Origin of the sequence: Paenibacillus sp. Dod16 (genome assembly GCF_049893405.1) — a bacterium.
In the GTDB taxonomy this organism is placed as follows: Bacteria; Bacillota; Bacilli; order Paenibacillales; family Paenibacillaceae; genus Paenibacillus_AQ.
Genome location: NZ_JBNDYG010000029.1, coordinates 110795 through 126684, shown reverse-complemented (window position 1 = coordinate 126684; position 15890 = coordinate 110795). Strand labels below are relative to the sequence as shown.

Sequence of the window (15890 nt, the reverse complement as noted above, 5' to 3'; positions counted from 1 at the left end):
CCTTCGGCCTGCTGTTTTTTTGTTTCTGGGGACGGAAGGGAGCTTTAGGTGGTCTGCCAGCTTAAACAGCCGATTCCTCAAGAATAAAACACTTGACGATGAAGCAACCTAGGGAAGTTCCATCTAGGAAGTTGCAATTTTGAATTAGGAAATGCAGGTGAAATGAAGTGGCAGAGAAAAATATTTTGGCGTATTTTAAAAGCCCGGAAGAAGCCCAGCATGCTGCCCGCAAATTGCAGTCGCTGCGCGTTGCCGATATGTCCATCGACCGGTTTAGCGCCGATCCCGGCGGGGAGCTCAACAATCCGATGAATCCGTTGACAGGCAACATTGCAAGCTTAACAACGCTGACCTTAAATGCGGATATTTCGGGGCCGGGAGCCGGAATTCTCGGGGCGGCGGATCCGTCCGCCAGCGGGATGAGCAGCGGCGGGGAGGACGGAACCGAAGGCCGGGATATTTTGCTGACGGTTGTATTGGACGAAGGCGTATTTCCGCAAGCCATGCGGTTAATCGAAGAATCCGGCGGCATGATTTAAGGTAAGGACGGCTCTGATCTTTTATTTTGGAAAGGAGAACGGCATTCATGATGAGACGCGTAAAAAAAGGGAAAATCTCGAGCAAAACCGAGAAAATGATTGCCCTTCAATCCGCTAAGGCGGAGGATGTTGAATTTTCGGCCATGGAAGCCGATCACGATGATGTGGAAGCGCTGCGCAGAAGCGAAGCAGCGGATGAACGCCAATTGAAGAAAATTCTCGATGAAACCAGTAAAAATGTAGATTAGTCGTTATGGCTTCAGCGTTTGAAAGAGCCCTCTTACCTTTCTTGTTACGGAGGTGGTAAGCAGGGCTTTTTTGTTGAAGAGATAAGAAAGTATAAACTTCGGAGGATAGCCATCCTTATTCCGCAAGTAAAACTTCCGCCATATGAGGTCTGTCTTCTGTGAAAGTACGCTGATTGACTTATTCCGCATTTGACCGATTTGTAAGTAAAGTCCTCATGGTATTTTAGTACAAACTTTGTATCCGGGGTCCTCAATATAGTACAATAATAACTATGTATGAATGAGGAGGAACAGTAGCACATGTTATGGCATGAATTAACGATACATACCACGGAGGAAGCCGTGGAGATGATTACGAATTTCCTGCATGAGGCGGGAGCCGGAGGCGTTTCGATCGAAGAATCCGGTACGACAAACAAGAAGCGGGACACATCCCTTGGACAGTGGTTTGATGAGATCGTTCCGTTTAACGATATTCCTGAAGGGCAAGCCGTAATCAAAGGGTACTTTGATGAGACGGTGACCCTGGAAGCGATCCGTGATGAGATAACGCCGCGCGTGAATGAACTGAAGGAATTTGGGATTGATACAGGTGAAGTCAGGTACGAGATGAAGACCGTTGATGAGAATGAATGGGCAACGGCCTGGAAGCAGTATTTCAAACCGATCCGTGTATCCGAGCGATTGACAATTAAGCCGACATGGGAAGAGTACACGCCGGAATCCGATCAAGAATCGATTATTGAGCTGGACCCGGGCATGGCCTTCGGCACTGGAACGCATCCGACGACTTCGTTATGCTTGCGCACACTCGAGATGGTGATCAAGGGTGGAGAGGAAGTCATAGATGTCGGGACAGGCTCTGGTATACTTTCCATCGGCGCCGCGCATTTGGGAGCTTCACGGATACTGGCTCTCGATCTGGACCCGGTTGCTGTATCCAGCGCAATGGAGAATACCCGTCTTAACGGTTTGGAAGATCGGATTACGGTCAAAGAAAGCGATCTGCTCTCTGTAATCACCAATCAATCCGATTCATCCGATCTGGGCGTGACGCTTCCGGTACAAGTTGTAGTGGCTAACATTTTGGCTGAGGTCATCCTGTTGTTTGTAGACGATGTATACCAGGCTCTTCGGCCGGGAGGCGCTTATATCGCCTCGGGCATTTACAAGAACAAAGAAGAGATCGTAGAAAAGGCGCTGATTGCCTCCGGTTTCGAAATTGCCGACATCTGCCGCGAGGATGATTGGGTTGCGTTCGTGGCGAGGAAAAACTGATTATGGAGTTTTTGGACCAACTGTTATTTTATCCGCTGGAACAACTTCCTTTTTATCTGATTGCTTTAATTATTGCCTTTACCGTGCATGAATTCTCGCATGCCTATTTTGCGAATAAATTCGGAGACCCAACGGCCAAGCTGCTGGGAAGGGTTACACTGAATCCGGCGGTACATTTTGATTTTCTGGGGATTATTCTCTTGCTGATTGCAGGTTTTGGCTGGGCACGGCCGGTACCGATCAATCGCGAGAACTTCAGCAACCCGCGCCGAATGAGCATCATTGTGGCGGCGGTGGGTCCGCTGAGTAATCTTATGTTAGGTATACTTGGTGCGCTCATTTATGCTGTTCTGTACCAAACCGGGATTATTCCTCCAGAGGGAATTACCAAGACGGATCAAGCGGTGCATTTGTTCTTTAATATATTTATATTGCTCAACTTCTTTCTATGTCTGTTCAATCTTGTTCCATTGCCTCCGCTGGACGGCTACAGGGTTCTTGAGAATGCGTTGCCTCCGCGTCTCAGTGCGAGGATTCAGAAGTTTGAGCAATGGTCGATCCTGTTCTTCCTGTTGATCATATTGTTGCCCGTGTTCCAGGATTATACGATCAAGCCCCTGTATGATGCGGCACATGCGCTGTCTTCCAAATTTTTGGACATGTTCATTATGATGACCGGCGGTTACAGGCTCTGATTTWCTCTGGTCAGTTAGCACGAAAAGTTGTATGATGGGGTTTGGCGATTTTGGAGTTAGGTGAGGTTAAAGATGCAGCGATATTTTGTCACTCCCGAACAATTCGAGGGAGACCGTGTTGAGATTACGGGCGATGACGCCCGTCATATTACCAAGGTCATGCGAGGCAGGCTTGGTGATAAATTGATTGTAAGCGATGGGGCATCCCGCGAAGCCATGGTGGAGATTGAAAGCATCGAGGCGGCCAGTGTCATTGCCGTTGTAATTGAACCCATGGAGATGACCCAGGAACCGCGTCTGCAAGTGAGCATCGCTCAAAGCTTGCCGAAAGGCGATAAGATGGAGACCGTCATCCAAAAGTGCACCGAGATCGGCGCGGTGTCCTTTGTGCCCTTTTTATCGGACAGAACGATTGTTCAGTACGATGCCAAGAAGGAAGGAAAGCGGCTGGAGCGCTGGCGCAAGATTGCGAAAGAGGCGGCTGAACAGGCGCATCGTAACCGGATACCGTCTGTTGAACAGCCTCTGCCTTGGAAAAATCTGCTTGCAGCGTTTTCCGGCTATGATGCCGTATATTTTTGTTATGAAAAAGAGCATGGCTCCCAGCTGAGGGACGTGCTGAAGCCTTTTGTAGAGCAGGCGCTGTCGAATTCGGCCGAGAAGGCGAGCTTGCTGCTGGTCGTTGGACCCGAGGGCGGCTTTACGGAAGAGGAATGCCGAGCCGCCGAAGATGCAGGAGCCGTATCCGTTGGACTTGGAAGACGGATCCTTCGCTGCGAGACTGCCGGTATGACGGCGCTTGCCTGCGCACTATATGAATCTGGAGAAATGGGGGGCGTTTGAACATGCCATCCGTAGCGTTTTATACGTTGGGTTGCAAAGTCAATTTTTACGATACCGAGGCCATCTGGCAATACTTCAAAAATGAAGGCTACGACCAGGTGGACTTCGAACAAACTGCAGATGTTTATTTGATTAACACCTGCCACGTTACCAATACAGGGGATAAGAAGAGCCGTCAGATGATCAGACGCGCGGTTCGCCGCAATCCCGAGGCCATCGTGGCTGTAACGGGCTGCTACGCCCAGACCTCGCCTGCAGAAATTCTGGATATACCGGGTGTGGATCTTGTGATCGGGAACCAGGATCGCGATAAAATCATGGATTTCATCCATGATATTGAAAAGACGCGTCAGCCGATTAATGCTGTTCGCAATATTATGAAGACCCGGGTATTTGAGGAAATGGACGTTCCGGATTTCGCGGAACGCACTCGTGCATTTCTGAAAATCCAGGACGGGTGCAACAACTTCTGTACGTTCTGCATTATCCCTTGGTCCCGCGGTTTGTCACGCAGCCGTGATCCGAAGAGCATCATCAAACAGGCGCATCAGTTGGTTGGAGCGGGTTATAAGGAAATCGTGCTGACCGGTATTCACACAGGCGGATACGGAGATGATCTTGAAGATTACAGATTGTCCGATTTGCTGTGGGATCTTGACCGAGTAGACGGTTTGGAACGGATCCGCATCAGCTCCATCGAAGCAAGCCAGATCGATGAGAAGATGCTGGATGTGCTGAACCGCTCCAGTAAAATGTGCCGCCACCTTCATATTCCGCTGCAAGCGGGGGATGATACGGTACTGAAACGGATGCGCCGTAAATATACAACCGAAGAGTTCTATAACAAGATGGGCTTGATTCGTCAAGCGATGCCCGATGTGGGCATTACGACGGACGTTATCGTTGGCTTCCCTGGCGAAACCGACGAGATGTTCCGTAACGGTTATGATCTGATGAAGGCAATTCAGTTCTCCGAGATGCATGTATTCCCGTATTCGAAGCGTACCGGCACGCCGGCGGCACGGATGGAGGATCAGGTGGACGAGGAAGTGAAGAATGCACGTGTGCATGATTTGATTGACTTGTCAGAGCAGTTGCAGCTTGCTTATGCTGAACGTTTTGTAGGTCAGATTCTGGAAGTGATACCGGAGCGCGAATACAAGGGAGCTCCTAACGGCGGAAAGATGCAGGGGTACAGCGATAATTACCTGCAGCTTGTATTCAACGGATCGCCTGATCTCGAAGGCAAACTGTGCCGCGTAAAAGTAACCAAAGCCGGTGTGAATGAATGCGAGGGTGAACTCCTCAGCGTCATGGATCATGGACTAAAGGCAGCTGCCCAGTAATTCCAATAGCGGCCATACCAGACAAGGATTTCATTTCCTGGCTACCGGAAGTGGAATCCTTGTTGTACATGAAGGAGGAATAGGACATGACATATACACAGATTTCCGCAGGCGGCGTGGTATACCGTCATCATGAAGGGGCGCTTCAGATCCAGCTTATTTTGGACCGTTATGGAAAAACCTCGCTTCCCAAAGGCAAGATGGAAGCCGGTGAAACCGTCGAGCAAACGGCACTTCGAGAGATTTGCGAGGAGACAGGTATAGTCGGATCCATCACCTCTCCAGTGGACATTATTGCATATAAATACCATCATCCCGAGTTCGGCCAGGTGGACAAGGAAGTTCATTACTATCTGGTTAAGGCAGAAAAAGGCAGCTTAAAACCCCAAATCGAGGAAATCAACGGGGTGGACTGGTTCGAGCCTTTGGCCGCATGGAGGAAGCAGCGCAGCAACGGATATAATAACAATGATATCATCCTGCGTAAAGCGCTAACGCTGCTTGAGGTTAGCATTCCTGCGGATGAAGATATGAAATTTTAGGTCTGTCCCCGCTTGTTCCAGAAGGGCAGATAGCATAGTGGGAGCGCGATAAGCGAGCATACGATATTAAACAAGGTTTGCGCATGGGCGATTTGCCCGGCCGGATCGGCTGCTAACCATCCGGATACGGCAGTTAAGCCCGATATGAACGGAGTAAAGAGCAGGACTCCGCCGATATTCAGCCCCATATGGGACCATGCCACGAATCGCCCTGCTCGGGTACTGCCGATGGCTGCGATAAGCGCTGTGGCGCAGGTGCCGACATTGGAGCCAAGAACGATGGCAACGCCGATCTCCGGAGGCAGGGCGCCACTGGCTGCAAGCCCCATAGCCATAGCGATGACAGCGGCACTGCTGTGCATCAGAGCAGTCAATATCGTTCCGGCTGCAATGCCCCAGAGGACGCTCCGCGAAGCGTGGTCCAGGAACCATTGGAACACACCGAGGCTTTGAAGGGTCGGGCCGATGGATTGCATGAATTGTATAGCAAGCAGCACCAGCGAGAATCCGGCGACAGCAAGGCATAAAAACTGGCTGCGGATCAAATTGTTTTTTAACTTGTCGTAGCTCGAAGGCGCGCGCTCGCTGACGAGTACGGCCCCGACCCATAGCATTAGCGAGAGGACAAGCAGCGGCATGGCGGCTTGTCCAATCTGGAGGCTGATGAGCACGTTTGCGGCGTTACTCTTTTGCAGCAGAGCCGTAACCGCCGTGCTGGCGATCATGCCCTTAAGGGGCGTAGATGTCGCTTTATGGAGCCACTTATGCAGCAGCGGACCGGCCCAGCGTTGAAGGGCAACCTCCATGACCTTCATGCCGAACAGGAACAGGACAAGACCATAACAGATGGGAAACCAGAGTGAGGATAGCATGATGTTCTCCTTTTTGTGAAATAAAATGGGGATATGAAGCATCCGCTGCTGTGAAAGTCCGGCGATAAACTTTTTTTCTTAATTACGTATATGACCCTTGGCGGACATGCATGCCTATGGAAATGGCCAGGGATAACTTAAGGAGTGAAATACAGTGCCATCGGTAATTTTGGAGCGCAGTCGAAAAAAGAGACTGGAGCAGGGGCATCCCTGGGTTTATAAAAGCGAGATTGCCTCTGTTGAAGGTGAACCCAAGCCGGGGGATATTGTATCGGTACTAAACCATCAAGGCCGCTTTCTCGCCTCCGGTTATTACAATCCGCAATCGCAAATCACCGTACGCACCGTTTCGTACGAGCCCGTTGAGACGATGGACAAGGCTTTTTTCGCCGCCAGGTTTCAGGAATGCCTGAAGCACCGGAAACGGTTTATCGGAGAAGAGAACGCCTACCGGCTGGTATATGGCGAGGCGGATTTTCTGCCGGGGCTGATTGTGGACCGTTTTGATGACGTACTGGTCATGCAGCTGCTGACGCTGGGGATGGATCGCTGCCGTGAGGACATCGTGAACGCGCTTGTCGAGGTGGTCCAGCCGAAAGGAATCTATGAACGAAGCGACGTATCCATCCGGGAACTGGAAGGGCTGGAGCAGCGCACGGGTATTCTATACGGGGAATGTCCTCGCCACGTCACGGTGACGGAGAACGGCCTAAAGATCAAGGTGGATATCGAAGAAGGCCAGAAGACGGGATATTTCTTTGATCAGCGCGAGAACCGGGCATCCATTAAACCGTTAATGAATGGTTGGGGAAGCCGCAGCGGGATCACGCTCCAAACTGTGGAACGAGACGGTGAGAAGAAGACCTTACCGGTGAATAAAAGCGGAAAGGAAGTTACTTTTCCTTATTGGGATGGAGCCACGGTGCTGGAATGCTTTTCGCATACGGGCAGTTTCACGCTGCATGCCTGCCTTTATGGCGCCAAGAAAGTGACCTGCCTTGACATATCGGAGCATGCCATTGAAAGCGCCAAAGAGAATGTGGAATTGAACGGGTTCCAGGATCGCGTGGAGTTTGTAGTGGACGATGCCTTCCAATATTTGCGCAATCAGGTAAAAGGGCTGGAGGACCGCGAGTTGCGTGCGCAAGGGGATCAGAAAGTGGATACCTCCAAACCGCTGACCGCAGGGGGCGGGCGTTCATGGGATGTGGTCATTCTGGACCCGCCGGCTTTCGCCAAAACCAGGTCTGCCGTTAAAGGGGCTTGCCGCGGATATAAGGACATCAATCTTCATGGCATGAAACTGGTGAATGAGGGCGGTTATTTGGTTACGGCAAGCTGCTCGTACCATATGCGGCCGGATTTGTTTCTGGAGACCATTCAGGATGCGGCAAAAGACGCCGGAAAAATTCTGAGACTCGTGGAATGGCGTGCGGCTGGCAAGGATCATCCGCAAATTCTCGGGGTCGACGAGGGGCATTATTTGAAATTTGCCGTGTTTGAAGTGCGCAGCAAATCGAAGCTTTAAAGTGCAGCAGCGCGGTAGAAGCGAAGGATCTTGCCATGGTGGGTGAACCACGATGGCAGGGTCCTTTTTTGTATGCCCGCAATAATTTGGAATGGGAATGAAATCCAAACATACGTTCCATCAAACGTTACTTATGCTATACTAGTAATCAGCATTCTTTTTTGATAGAGAACGAACCAAGACAGGGATTTTATATGAATTTTGATGAATTTGACTAATAGATTCAAGGGCATGATTTCACCGGACACGCAGCTTGTTTTGGAGGGTGAAGGAGTCCCTTTCAATGACGATGTAAAGGAGGCATAGCATGAGCGTTCAATTTGTTATCGGCAGGTCGGGCAGCGGCAAGAGCACGTCGATCCGCCAAGAGATGATCGAGCGATTGGAGCAAGATCCCAAGGGGAATCCGATGATACTGATCGTTCCCGAGCAAGGTTCCTATGAAGCGGAGCATGCACTTGTTAATGCAGGAGGCATTCGCGGGATGGTGCGCGCGCAAGTGCTCAGTTTCCGTCGACTGGCTTACCGTGTCATGCAGGAAACCGGCGGGGCCGCGAAGGTGGCGATCAGCGAAGAAGGCAAGCGCATGCTGCTGTACAAAATTTTGCGGAGGCGCAAAGAAGAGCTCCAATTGTTCGGTGCTTCGGGAGAGCAGCATGGTTTTGTCGGTAAGCTGAGCGAGCTGTATACGGAAATGAAGCGTTATTGCATTGATGCTGCCTGCGTGGAGGAGCAGCTGGGTCAGATGCTGTCAGGCTCTGGGAATTCTCCGATGCTTCGGCGCAAGCTGGAGGACATCGTAACGGTCTTTCGCGATTTTGAGCTTGAGATTTCAAGGTTCTACATGGATGAGGAAGATACGCTGGCCTCATTGGCAGAGGGCGTGACCCAATCGGAGTATATCAAGCGCGCGGACATTTGGATCGATGGCTTCCATGGGTTTACGCCGCAGGAGTACCGGGTGCTCCGGGAAATTATGACGCATGCCAACCGCGTAACGATTGCGTTGACACTGGACAAGCCTTATACGAACGGGAATGTTCCGCATGAGCTGGATCTCTTTCATCCTACCGCGGTGACGTACATAAAGCTTGAAGGCATTGCCGATGAGATGGGGTTGGATATGGAGCATCGTATTCTGCAACCCGATGTTCTTCCGCGGTTTCAAGAATCCCCTCTGCTTGCCCATCTCGAGCGCGGTTATGATCGGAAGAAACGTTGGACGGCAGCTGCCCGGGACGGAGTTACAGTGAGCCATCCGGACGGCAGCAGGGCAGGTCTTCTTCTGCATGCTGCCAGTCACCGCCGGGCTGAAATTGAAGGGGCTTTACGCGAAATGGTGCGTCTCGCCCGGGAAGAAGGAGCAAGATACCGGGAAATGGCCGTGTTTGTCCGGAATATGGGAGAATATGAGCATCTGATAGGTCCTTTGTTCAGGGAACACGGCGTTCCTTATTTTCTGGATCAGAAGCGAAGCGAGCTCCATCATCCGCTGGTTGAATTTATTCGCTCTGCGCTGGATATCATCGGAGGCCGCTGGCGTTATGAGGACGTATTCCGCTGTGTGAAGACGGATCTGCTGCTGCCGCTGGACGGATCGCTTACCCGTGAGGACATGGATTGTCTGGAGAACCATGTGCTGGCTTCCGGAATCCAGGGCACACGCTGGACGGATGGACGTCCCTGGAAGGGGATTCCAAGTCTCTCATTAGAAGACGGAGAGAGTGAGGTGCGAAATCCGCATGGGATGCAGGCGATTGAGTATGCCAGAAAGGTGATTACGGAGCCGCTGCATGCTTTTGAGAAGCGGATGAAAAAGGCAACGAATGCAATGGATCAGAGCACGGCAGTCTACCGGCTTCTGGAAGAAGCCGCTGTTCCTGAGAAGCTCGAGCTGTTAAGCCGCGCTGCTCTGGATTCCGGGCGCCCTGAGGAAGCCAGGGAGCATCGCCAGGTATGGGGGGCAGTGCTTGACCTGCTCGATCAGATTGTGGAGATGATGGGTACGGAGAAGCTCAGCACCGAATTGTTCACGGGCGTGCTGGGTACGGGACTTACGGAGATGAAAATGGCTCTGGTGCCTCCTTCTCTGGATCAAGTGCTGATCGGTAGCATGGATCGGACACGGACGGGCGGGGTGAAATATGCTTTTCTGCTCGGCATTAACGATGGTGTTCTCCCAGCCCAGTTCCAGGACGATGGGATCCTGACAGAACCGGAGCGTGTTCAGCTCGAAGACCGCGGCTTGGAGCTTGCTCCAAGCATATCCCGCAGACTGCTGGATGAACGGTTCCTGATTTATAATGCTCTGACTTCGGCCAGTAATCAGCTGTGGGTCAGCTATCCTGCGGCGGACGATGAAGGCAAGACGTTGCTGCCATCCGAGGTCATCCGCCATTTGAAGCTGATGTTTCAGATGGAAGAGGTCCCATTGTTTCCAAGACCGCATGCCGGGCAATCGGCCAGCGAGCAGGAGCATTATGCGGCCTGTCCGGACAAGACGCTTGCTTATTTAACGGGTCGGCTTCGTGACTGGAGGAATGGTGAGGAGATTCCGGACTTTTGGTGGCATGTGTACAACTGGTATGCGGAACAGCCGGAATTAAGGCCGCGTCTTTCTTCGATGCTCTCGTCCTTGTCTTACCGGAATGAAGCTCGGCCGCTTAAGCAGGAAACCAGCAGGCAGTTGTACGGAACGAAGCTGCGGACAAGCGTATCCCGGATGGAACGCTTTGTTGCGTGTCCGTTTTCCCATTTTGCCTCCCATGGTTTGAAGCTGAGAGAACGGCAGTTGTACCGTCTTCAAGCTCCTGACATCGGGCAGCTGTTTCATGCTGCCTTAAGCAGCATGGCCGTGAAGTTTCAATCACAGCATCGAAGCTGGGGAGACCTGACCGCGGAGGAATGCCTGCGCGAGGCGGAAGCAACGGTCGATCGGCTTGCTCCCATGCTGCAGGGGGAAATTCTATTGAGCTCCAAGCGATACGGATATATTTCGCGCAAGCTGAAAAACATCGTGGGCAGAGCGTCCGTAATTTTGGGTGAACAAGCAAGGCGCGGCAAATTTGAGCCGATCGGTCTCGAGCTCGATTTCGGTCCCGGGAAGCCGCTGCCGCCGCTGACGTTTGAATTGCCGAACGGGGTCAAGATGGAGATTGTCGGGCGCATTGACCGGGTTGATATGGCACGCGGAGAGCATGGGATCATGCTTCGGGTCATTGATTATAAATCCAGCCAGAAGGATCTGAGATTGCATGAGGTCTATTACGGGTTATCCTTGCAGATGCTGACCTATCTGGACGTGCTGCTGACGTTTGCGGAGGACTGGCTCGGCGAACAGGCCTTGCCTGCGGGAACCTTGTATTTCCACGTTCATGATCCGATCTTACAGTCCGCAAACGGCATGACGCCGGAACAGGCAGCAGAGGAACTGCTCAAACGATACAAAATGAAGGGCCTGCTGCTGGCAGACCGCGAAGCGGTCACCCTCATGGACTCGTTCCTTGAAAAAGGACATTCGACCATTCTGCCCGTCGCCGTCAAAACGGACGGCAGCTTCTACAGCAGCGCGGCCGTGGCAACGCCTGACCAGTGGAAGACCTTGTTGTCCGCTGTGCGGGAGAACATGCTGAATATCGGCTCCAGAATTACGGGAGGCGATGTCGCGATTGTGCCGTACCGGATTCAGCAGGAGACGGCCTGCACGTACTGTTCCTTCCGGCCTGTATGCCAGTTCGACGACGCAATTGAGGGCAGCGAATATCAGCTGCTGGGTAAACCGGGTAAAGATCAGGTTTGGGAAATGCTTGGACATCCGAAGGGAGGAGAGAGCCGGTGAGAGAGATGATAGCAAAACCCGAGGGCAGCATGTGGAGTGACGACCAGTGGAAAGCCATCGCGCTCTCGGGCGATGACATGCTGGTTGCAGCTGCGGCTGGTTCAGGGAAGACCGCCGTGCTGGTTGAACGGATCATTCGCAAAATCCTCGACGATTCCGCGGGGTTCAGCGTTGACCGGCTTCTTGTGGCTACGTTTACCAAGGCAGCGGCTGCCGAAATGCGGGGACGGATTCGGGAAGCGCTTGACCGTGAGCTGGACCTGGATCCGGACAATGAGCATATTCGGCGCCAGCTCGCTTTGCTTGGCAGGGCGTCGATTACAACGCTGCATTCCTTTTGCATGGAAGTCATTCGGCGATATTATCAGTTAATACCTCTGGATCCGGGATTCCGCATTCTGAATGAACATGAGGCGGATTTAATGCGGCAGGATTTGCTGGAGGAGCTGTTCGAAGAGAAATACGGCGAGGCCGAGGGCGATTCGGAGAGCCGTTTTATAAGATTGGCGGACTGGTTTAGCGGCGAGCGAACAGATGACGCGCTGTACCGACTCGTGCAGCGTCTCTACGATTTCTCCCGCAGCCATTCGTGGCCGGCACATTGGCTTAGGGGAACGGCTGCCGGCTTCCAGGTGCAAGATACGGAGGCTCTTGGGCAAACGCCATGGGTTCAAAGCATATTGGCGGATGCGCGGTTGGCCTTGAATGGAGCAGCCGGGTTGCTGCAGCAAGCCAGGGCGATCGCCATGCAGCCGGGAGGTCCTGCGCCGTATGTGGACAATCTGGATGACGACTTGCGGCTGGTCGCCTCCCTGCTCGAGGCCATCGATATTTCGCCATGGGAATCGCTGTACGGCATTTTCCGCGAGGCGTCTTTCGGCAAGCTCAAATCCGTTCGGAAGGATGAGGTGGTGCCGGAGCTCCAGGAACAGGTTAAGGAATTGCGCGATAATGTGAAGAAAATTGTCAACGAACTGAAAAGTGCATTGTTTGGCCGTTCGGCATCGGAGTTTTTACAGGAACTTCATACGGCAGCGCCGCTGATGATGGAGCTGTCCGAGACGGTTATCGCTTTTGGCGAGCGATACCGGGAGGCCAAGGCAGCCAAAGGCATGGTCGACTTTAACGACCTTGAGCATTATTGCCTCCATATTCTTCGCCACCCCGATTCCGTGCCGGGCCATATGATGCCTTCCGATGCGGCGATGGAATATCGCGAGCAGTTTGATGAAGTGCTGCTCGACGAATATCAGGATACGAATAGCGTACAGGAAGACATTGTACGATTGATCTCCCGGGAAATGCCGGGCAACCGGTTTATGGTCGGAGACGTGAAGCAGAGTATTTATCGGTTCCGCCTGGCGGAGCCGGGACTGTTTCTCGATAAATATAAGACGTTCTCTTCCGACGCGAGCACGGCTCAAGCCGGCATTCGGATTGATTTGGCCCGTAATTTCCGCAGCCGGATGGAAGTGGTGGATGCCGTCAATTTGCTGTTCCGGCAGATCATGAATGAATCCGTAGCCGAGATTGCCTATGATGCCCGGGCTGAGCTTGTATGCGGCGCTTCCTTTCCGGAGCAGGAGATTCAGGATGGGACGAACCCTTACATCCCTGAATTGCTACTGATTGACCGCCTTGGAAAAGGGGGGGAGGAGCAGTCCGAAGACTCGGCTTCCGAGGAAGACGGGGCTCATCTTGAGGTTGAGGCGCTTGAAATGGAAACCGCCCAGTTGGAGGCTCGCGCCATTGCCCGCAGAATCCGTGAGATGACAGGCGAAAGCGGGAAGCCGCTCATGGTGTACGATAAGGGACTGAAATCGATGCGGCCCGCAGGGTACGGGGACATGGTTATTTTGCTGCGCTCAGCCATGGTATGGGCACCGTTAATTATAGAGGAGCTGCGTCAGGAAGGAATTCCGGCGTTTGGCGAGCAGAACAAAGGATATTTTCAGGCGACGGAAGTGGAGATCATCTTATCGCTGCTGCAGGTGATTGATAATCCTCGGCAGGATATTCCCCTGGCTTCCGTATTGCGCTCGCCCATCCTCGGATTATCCGAGGAAGAGATGGCACAGGTGCGCCTGTGTGCCAAAGGGACTTATTACGATGCGCTTCAAGCGGCAGTCGCGTTAAGCAGCGTCCCGTCGGTCATGGATTCGGCGCGCCCTGTGGGCTTAGTGGATGGCAAATGGACCCCAGGCGTAGAACTGGAAGGCTTGGCCGAAGCAGCAGCAGGTCATGAGCTTGTGGTTGGCAGCCTTCTTTCGGATGCTCCGCCATCAGCGGAAGGTGAGAATATCGAGATATCCCCGGAGCTTGGCTCAAAGCTCGGATTGTTTATGGATCGGCTTCAGCGCTGGCGGCAGGAAGCCCGCCAAGGAAGTTTGAGCGATCTGATCTGGCGAATTTACAGTGAAACGGGCTATTTGGATTGGGTCGGCGGTCTGCCCGGCGGCAAGCAGCGTCAGGGCAATCTGACTGCTTTGTATGACCGGGCCGTGCAGTATGAACAGGATACAGCCTCCAGAGGGCTCTTCCGCTTCCTGACCTTTATCTCCCGGCTACGGGAGCGAGGCGGGGATCTCGGCACGGCCGGCGGTACGGAAAGTCAGGGCAACGCGGTGCGCCTGATGACCATCCACAAGAGTAAGGGGCTGGAGTTCCCGGTCGTTTTTGTAGCGGGATTATCCAAAAATTTCAACCAGCAGGATTTGAATTCCCCTTTCCTGATGCATAAGGAGCTAGGCTTTGGACCGAAGTTTGTGGATGAAGGCATGCGCGTTAGCTATCCGACGCTGCCTAATCTGGCGATCCGGCGCAGGTCACAGCTGGAGCTGCTGGCTGAGGAGATGCGTGTGCTTTACGTTGCCCTTACCCGGCCTAAAGAGAAAATGATCCTGGTCGGCACGGTGAAGGATTTGCCGAAAAAGGTAACTGTGTGGGCACAAGCCGACTTTAACCCGGAGCTTCTTCTGCCGGATTACGTCCTTGCCCGGGGCCGGAGTTACTTGGATTGGATCGGCCCGGCCGTGATTCGCCATCCATCCGCGGGTGTGCTCCGCGAAAAAGCGGGTTTATCCGGGGAGACAAGCTCACGCGTGTTGGGGGAAGATCGATCGCAATGGATATTTTCGATCGAGACGCCGGAATCCTTGGCGCAGGGCATGACCGGCATTGAGGAAGACACGCGGGCGGATAGCGACGATCGGATGAATAAGCTGAGTGCCCTGCGCAAGCTCGACCCGATTGTTCCGGTGACTGGTATCGTCGAAGCGGAAGATAAGGGTGGAGACGGTCAACGTGCAGGCATCTATGAGCGTTTGTCTTGGAGTTATCGATATGAAACGGTCAGTCAAATCTCCGCCAAAACGTCCGTAACGGAGATGAAGAAGCTGCTTGCCTTACAGGACAGCCCCTCCCTGGATCTGCTTCAGGAGCAGGCTGTACAACGTCAGAGCAAGGAAAATATCGGGGGAGACGCTTCCTTCACACTGAACTTGCGGCGGCCGAAATTTATGGAGTCAACGAAGCTGACACCCGCGGAACGGGGAACCGTGTATCATACGATCATGCAGCATGTGCCTCTTCAACGACTGGAGGGAGCTGCGGAACCGACGCCGGAGATCGAAGACACGATCCGCTATCTTGTAGAAAAAGAAATCATAACCGGTGAGCAGGCAACCGCGGTGGAAGCTCAGGAGATCAGCGGCCTTTTTGATTGCGAGGTAGGGAAGCAGCTGCTGAATGCAGAGGATGTCTGGCGCGAGATGCCGTTTTCATATGCACTCCCGGCAGCTGAAGCTTATCAAGGGCTCGCTTTCATGGACCAAATCTCGGACCAAGCGGGCCAAGCAGCCCCGGATGTGCAGCTCCTTCAGGACGAAACCGTCCTGATCCAAGGGGTTGTGGACTGCCTGTTCAGGCATAACGGAAGGCTTGTGCTGTTGGATTATAAAACAGACCGGGTGCTGGAGCATCGCGGGGGCGTTACGGCCTTGGCCGAGCAGTATCGCTTTCAGCTGGATCTATATGCGAAGGCCTTGGAGGATATTTTAGGCGAGCCCATTCATGAAAAATGGCTGTACTTTTTTGATGGGGGACATGCCGTTCAACTATAGTCAATTCTATTGATTTGATATAGAAGTTTGAAGCGGGAGA

General features: G+C 52.9%; 11 protein-coding genes. 10 read left to right on the top strand and 1 reads right to left on the bottom strand.

Translation table 11 applies throughout. The features are described from left to right. The first annotated feature begins 167 nt into the window (after positions 1 to 167). From ACPV3A_RS21200 to ACPV3A_RS21170, 7 genes are all read left to right on the top strand, one after another. Positions 168 to 539, top strand: coding sequence for a hypothetical protein (locus ACPV3A_RS21200; RefSeq protein WP_113058333.1), 372 nt, complete (start codon positions 168 to 170; stop codon positions 537 to 539). Positions 540 to 586: 47 nt separating this feature from the next. Continuing rightward, positions 587 to 787, top strand: coding sequence for a YfhD family protein (locus tag ACPV3A_RS21195; RefSeq protein ID WP_009590798.1), 201 nt, complete (start codon positions 587 to 589; stop codon positions 785 to 787). Between the two features lie 300 nt (positions 788 to 1087). Further along, complete coding sequence (prmA, locus tag ACPV3A_RS21190; RefSeq protein WP_194541626.1) at positions 1088 to 2065, top strand: 50S ribosomal protein L11 methyltransferase; 978 nt, start codon at positions 1088 to 1090, stop codon at positions 2063 to 2065. 2 nt (positions 2066 to 2067) lie between these two features. Then, positions 2068 to 2760: a site-2 protease family protein gene (locus ACPV3A_RS21185; protein WP_194541627.1), complete on the top strand. Its 693-nt coding sequence runs from the start codon at positions 2068 to 2070 to the stop codon at positions 2758 to 2760. Positions 2761 to 2832: 72 nt separating this feature from the next. Further along, positions 2833 to 3603 carry an RsmE family RNA methyltransferase gene (locus tag ACPV3A_RS21180; protein ID WP_426201005.1) on the top strand — a complete coding sequence of 257 codons (771 nt, stop codon included), beginning with the start codon at positions 2833 to 2835 and terminating at the stop codon, positions 3601 to 3603. A gap of 2 nt (positions 3604 to 3605) precedes the next feature. Continuing rightward, the gene (gene mtaB / locus ACPV3A_RS21175; protein WP_194541629.1) at positions 3606 to 4949 is read left to right on the top strand and encodes a tRNA (N(6)-L-threonylcarbamoyladenosine(37)-C(2))-methylthiotransferase MtaB; all 1344 of its coding nucleotides are present in this window, start codon (positions 3606 to 3608) and stop codon (positions 4947 to 4949) included. A gap of 86 nt (positions 4950 to 5035) precedes the next feature. Continuing rightward, positions 5036 to 5491 (top strand): NUDIX hydrolase, encoded by a 456-nt coding sequence (locus ACPV3A_RS21170; RefSeq protein WP_113058338.1) that lies wholly within the window; start codon positions 5036 to 5038, stop codon positions 5489 to 5491. Here the strand turns inward: ACPV3A_RS21170 and ACPV3A_RS21165 are convergent. Beyond that, positions 5488 to 6363, bottom strand: a complete 876-nt coding sequence (locus ACPV3A_RS21165; protein WP_426201002.1) for a Na/Pi cotransporter family protein — start codon at positions 6361 to 6363, stop codon at positions 5488 to 5490. The genes ACPV3A_RS21170 and ACPV3A_RS21165 overlap by 4 nt on opposite strands. A 154-nt stretch (positions 6364 to 6517) precedes the next feature. Here ACPV3A_RS21165 and ACPV3A_RS21160 point away from each other — a divergent pair, with 154 nt between their 5' ends. The 3 genes from ACPV3A_RS21160 (at position 6518) to addA (ending at position 15850) form a co-directional block, all read left to right on the top strand. Then, positions 6518 to 7891 carry a class I SAM-dependent rRNA methyltransferase gene (locus tag ACPV3A_RS21160; RefSeq protein ID WP_426201000.1) on the top strand — a complete coding sequence of 458 codons (1374 nt, stop codon included), beginning with the start codon at positions 6518 to 6520 and terminating at the stop codon, positions 7889 to 7891. Positions 7892 to 8198: 307 nt separating this feature from the next. Further along, a complete protein-coding gene (gene addB, locus ACPV3A_RS21155; protein WP_426200998.1) occupies positions 8199 to 11729 on the top strand; it encodes a helicase-exonuclease AddAB subunit AddB in 3531 nt (1176 codons plus the stop codon). 5 nt (positions 11730 to 11734) lie between these two features. Then, positions 11735 to 15850 (top strand): helicase-exonuclease AddAB subunit AddA, encoded by a 4116-nt coding sequence (gene addA, locus ACPV3A_RS21150; RefSeq protein WP_426201021.1) that lies wholly within the window; start codon positions 11735 to 11737, stop codon positions 15848 to 15850. Positions 15851 to 15890 lie beyond the last annotated feature (40 nt).

What these genes read in the sequence shown, in the direction of transcription:
- addB (WP_426200998.1), top strand. Translation starts at nt 8,199, where the DNA reads ATGAGCGTTCAATTTGTTATCGGCAGGTCGGGCAGCGGCAAGAGCACG.
- ACPV3A_RS21185 (WP_194541627.1), top strand. Translation starts at nt 2,068, where the DNA reads ATGGAGTTTTTGGACCAACTGTTATTTTATCCGCTGGAACAACTTCCT.
- ACPV3A_RS21180 (WP_426201005.1), top strand. Translation starts at nt 2,833, where the DNA reads ATGCAGCGATATTTTGTCACTCCCGAACAATTCGAGGGAGACCGTGTT.
- ACPV3A_RS21195 (WP_009590798.1), top strand. Translation starts at nt 587, where the DNA reads ATGATGAGACGCGTAAAAAAAGGGAAAATCTCGAGCAAAACCGAGAAA.
- addA (WP_426201021.1), top strand. Translation starts at nt 11,735, where the DNA reads ATGATAGCAAAACCCGAGGGCAGCATGTGGAGTGACGACCAGTGGAAA.
- ACPV3A_RS21165 (WP_426201002.1), bottom strand. Translation starts at nt 6,363, where the DNA reads ATGCTATCCTCACTCTGGTTTCCCATCTGTTATGGTCTTGTCCTGTTC.
- mtaB (WP_194541629.1), top strand. Translation starts at nt 3,606, where the DNA reads ATGCCATCCGTAGCGTTTTATACGTTGGGTTGCAAAGTCAATTTTTAC.
- prmA (WP_194541626.1), top strand. Translation starts at nt 1,088, where the DNA reads ATGTTATGGCATGAATTAACGATACATACCACGGAGGAAGCCGTGGAG.
- ACPV3A_RS21170 (WP_113058338.1), top strand. Translation starts at nt 5,036, where the DNA reads ATGACATATACACAGATTTCCGCAGGCGGCGTGGTATACCGTCATCAT.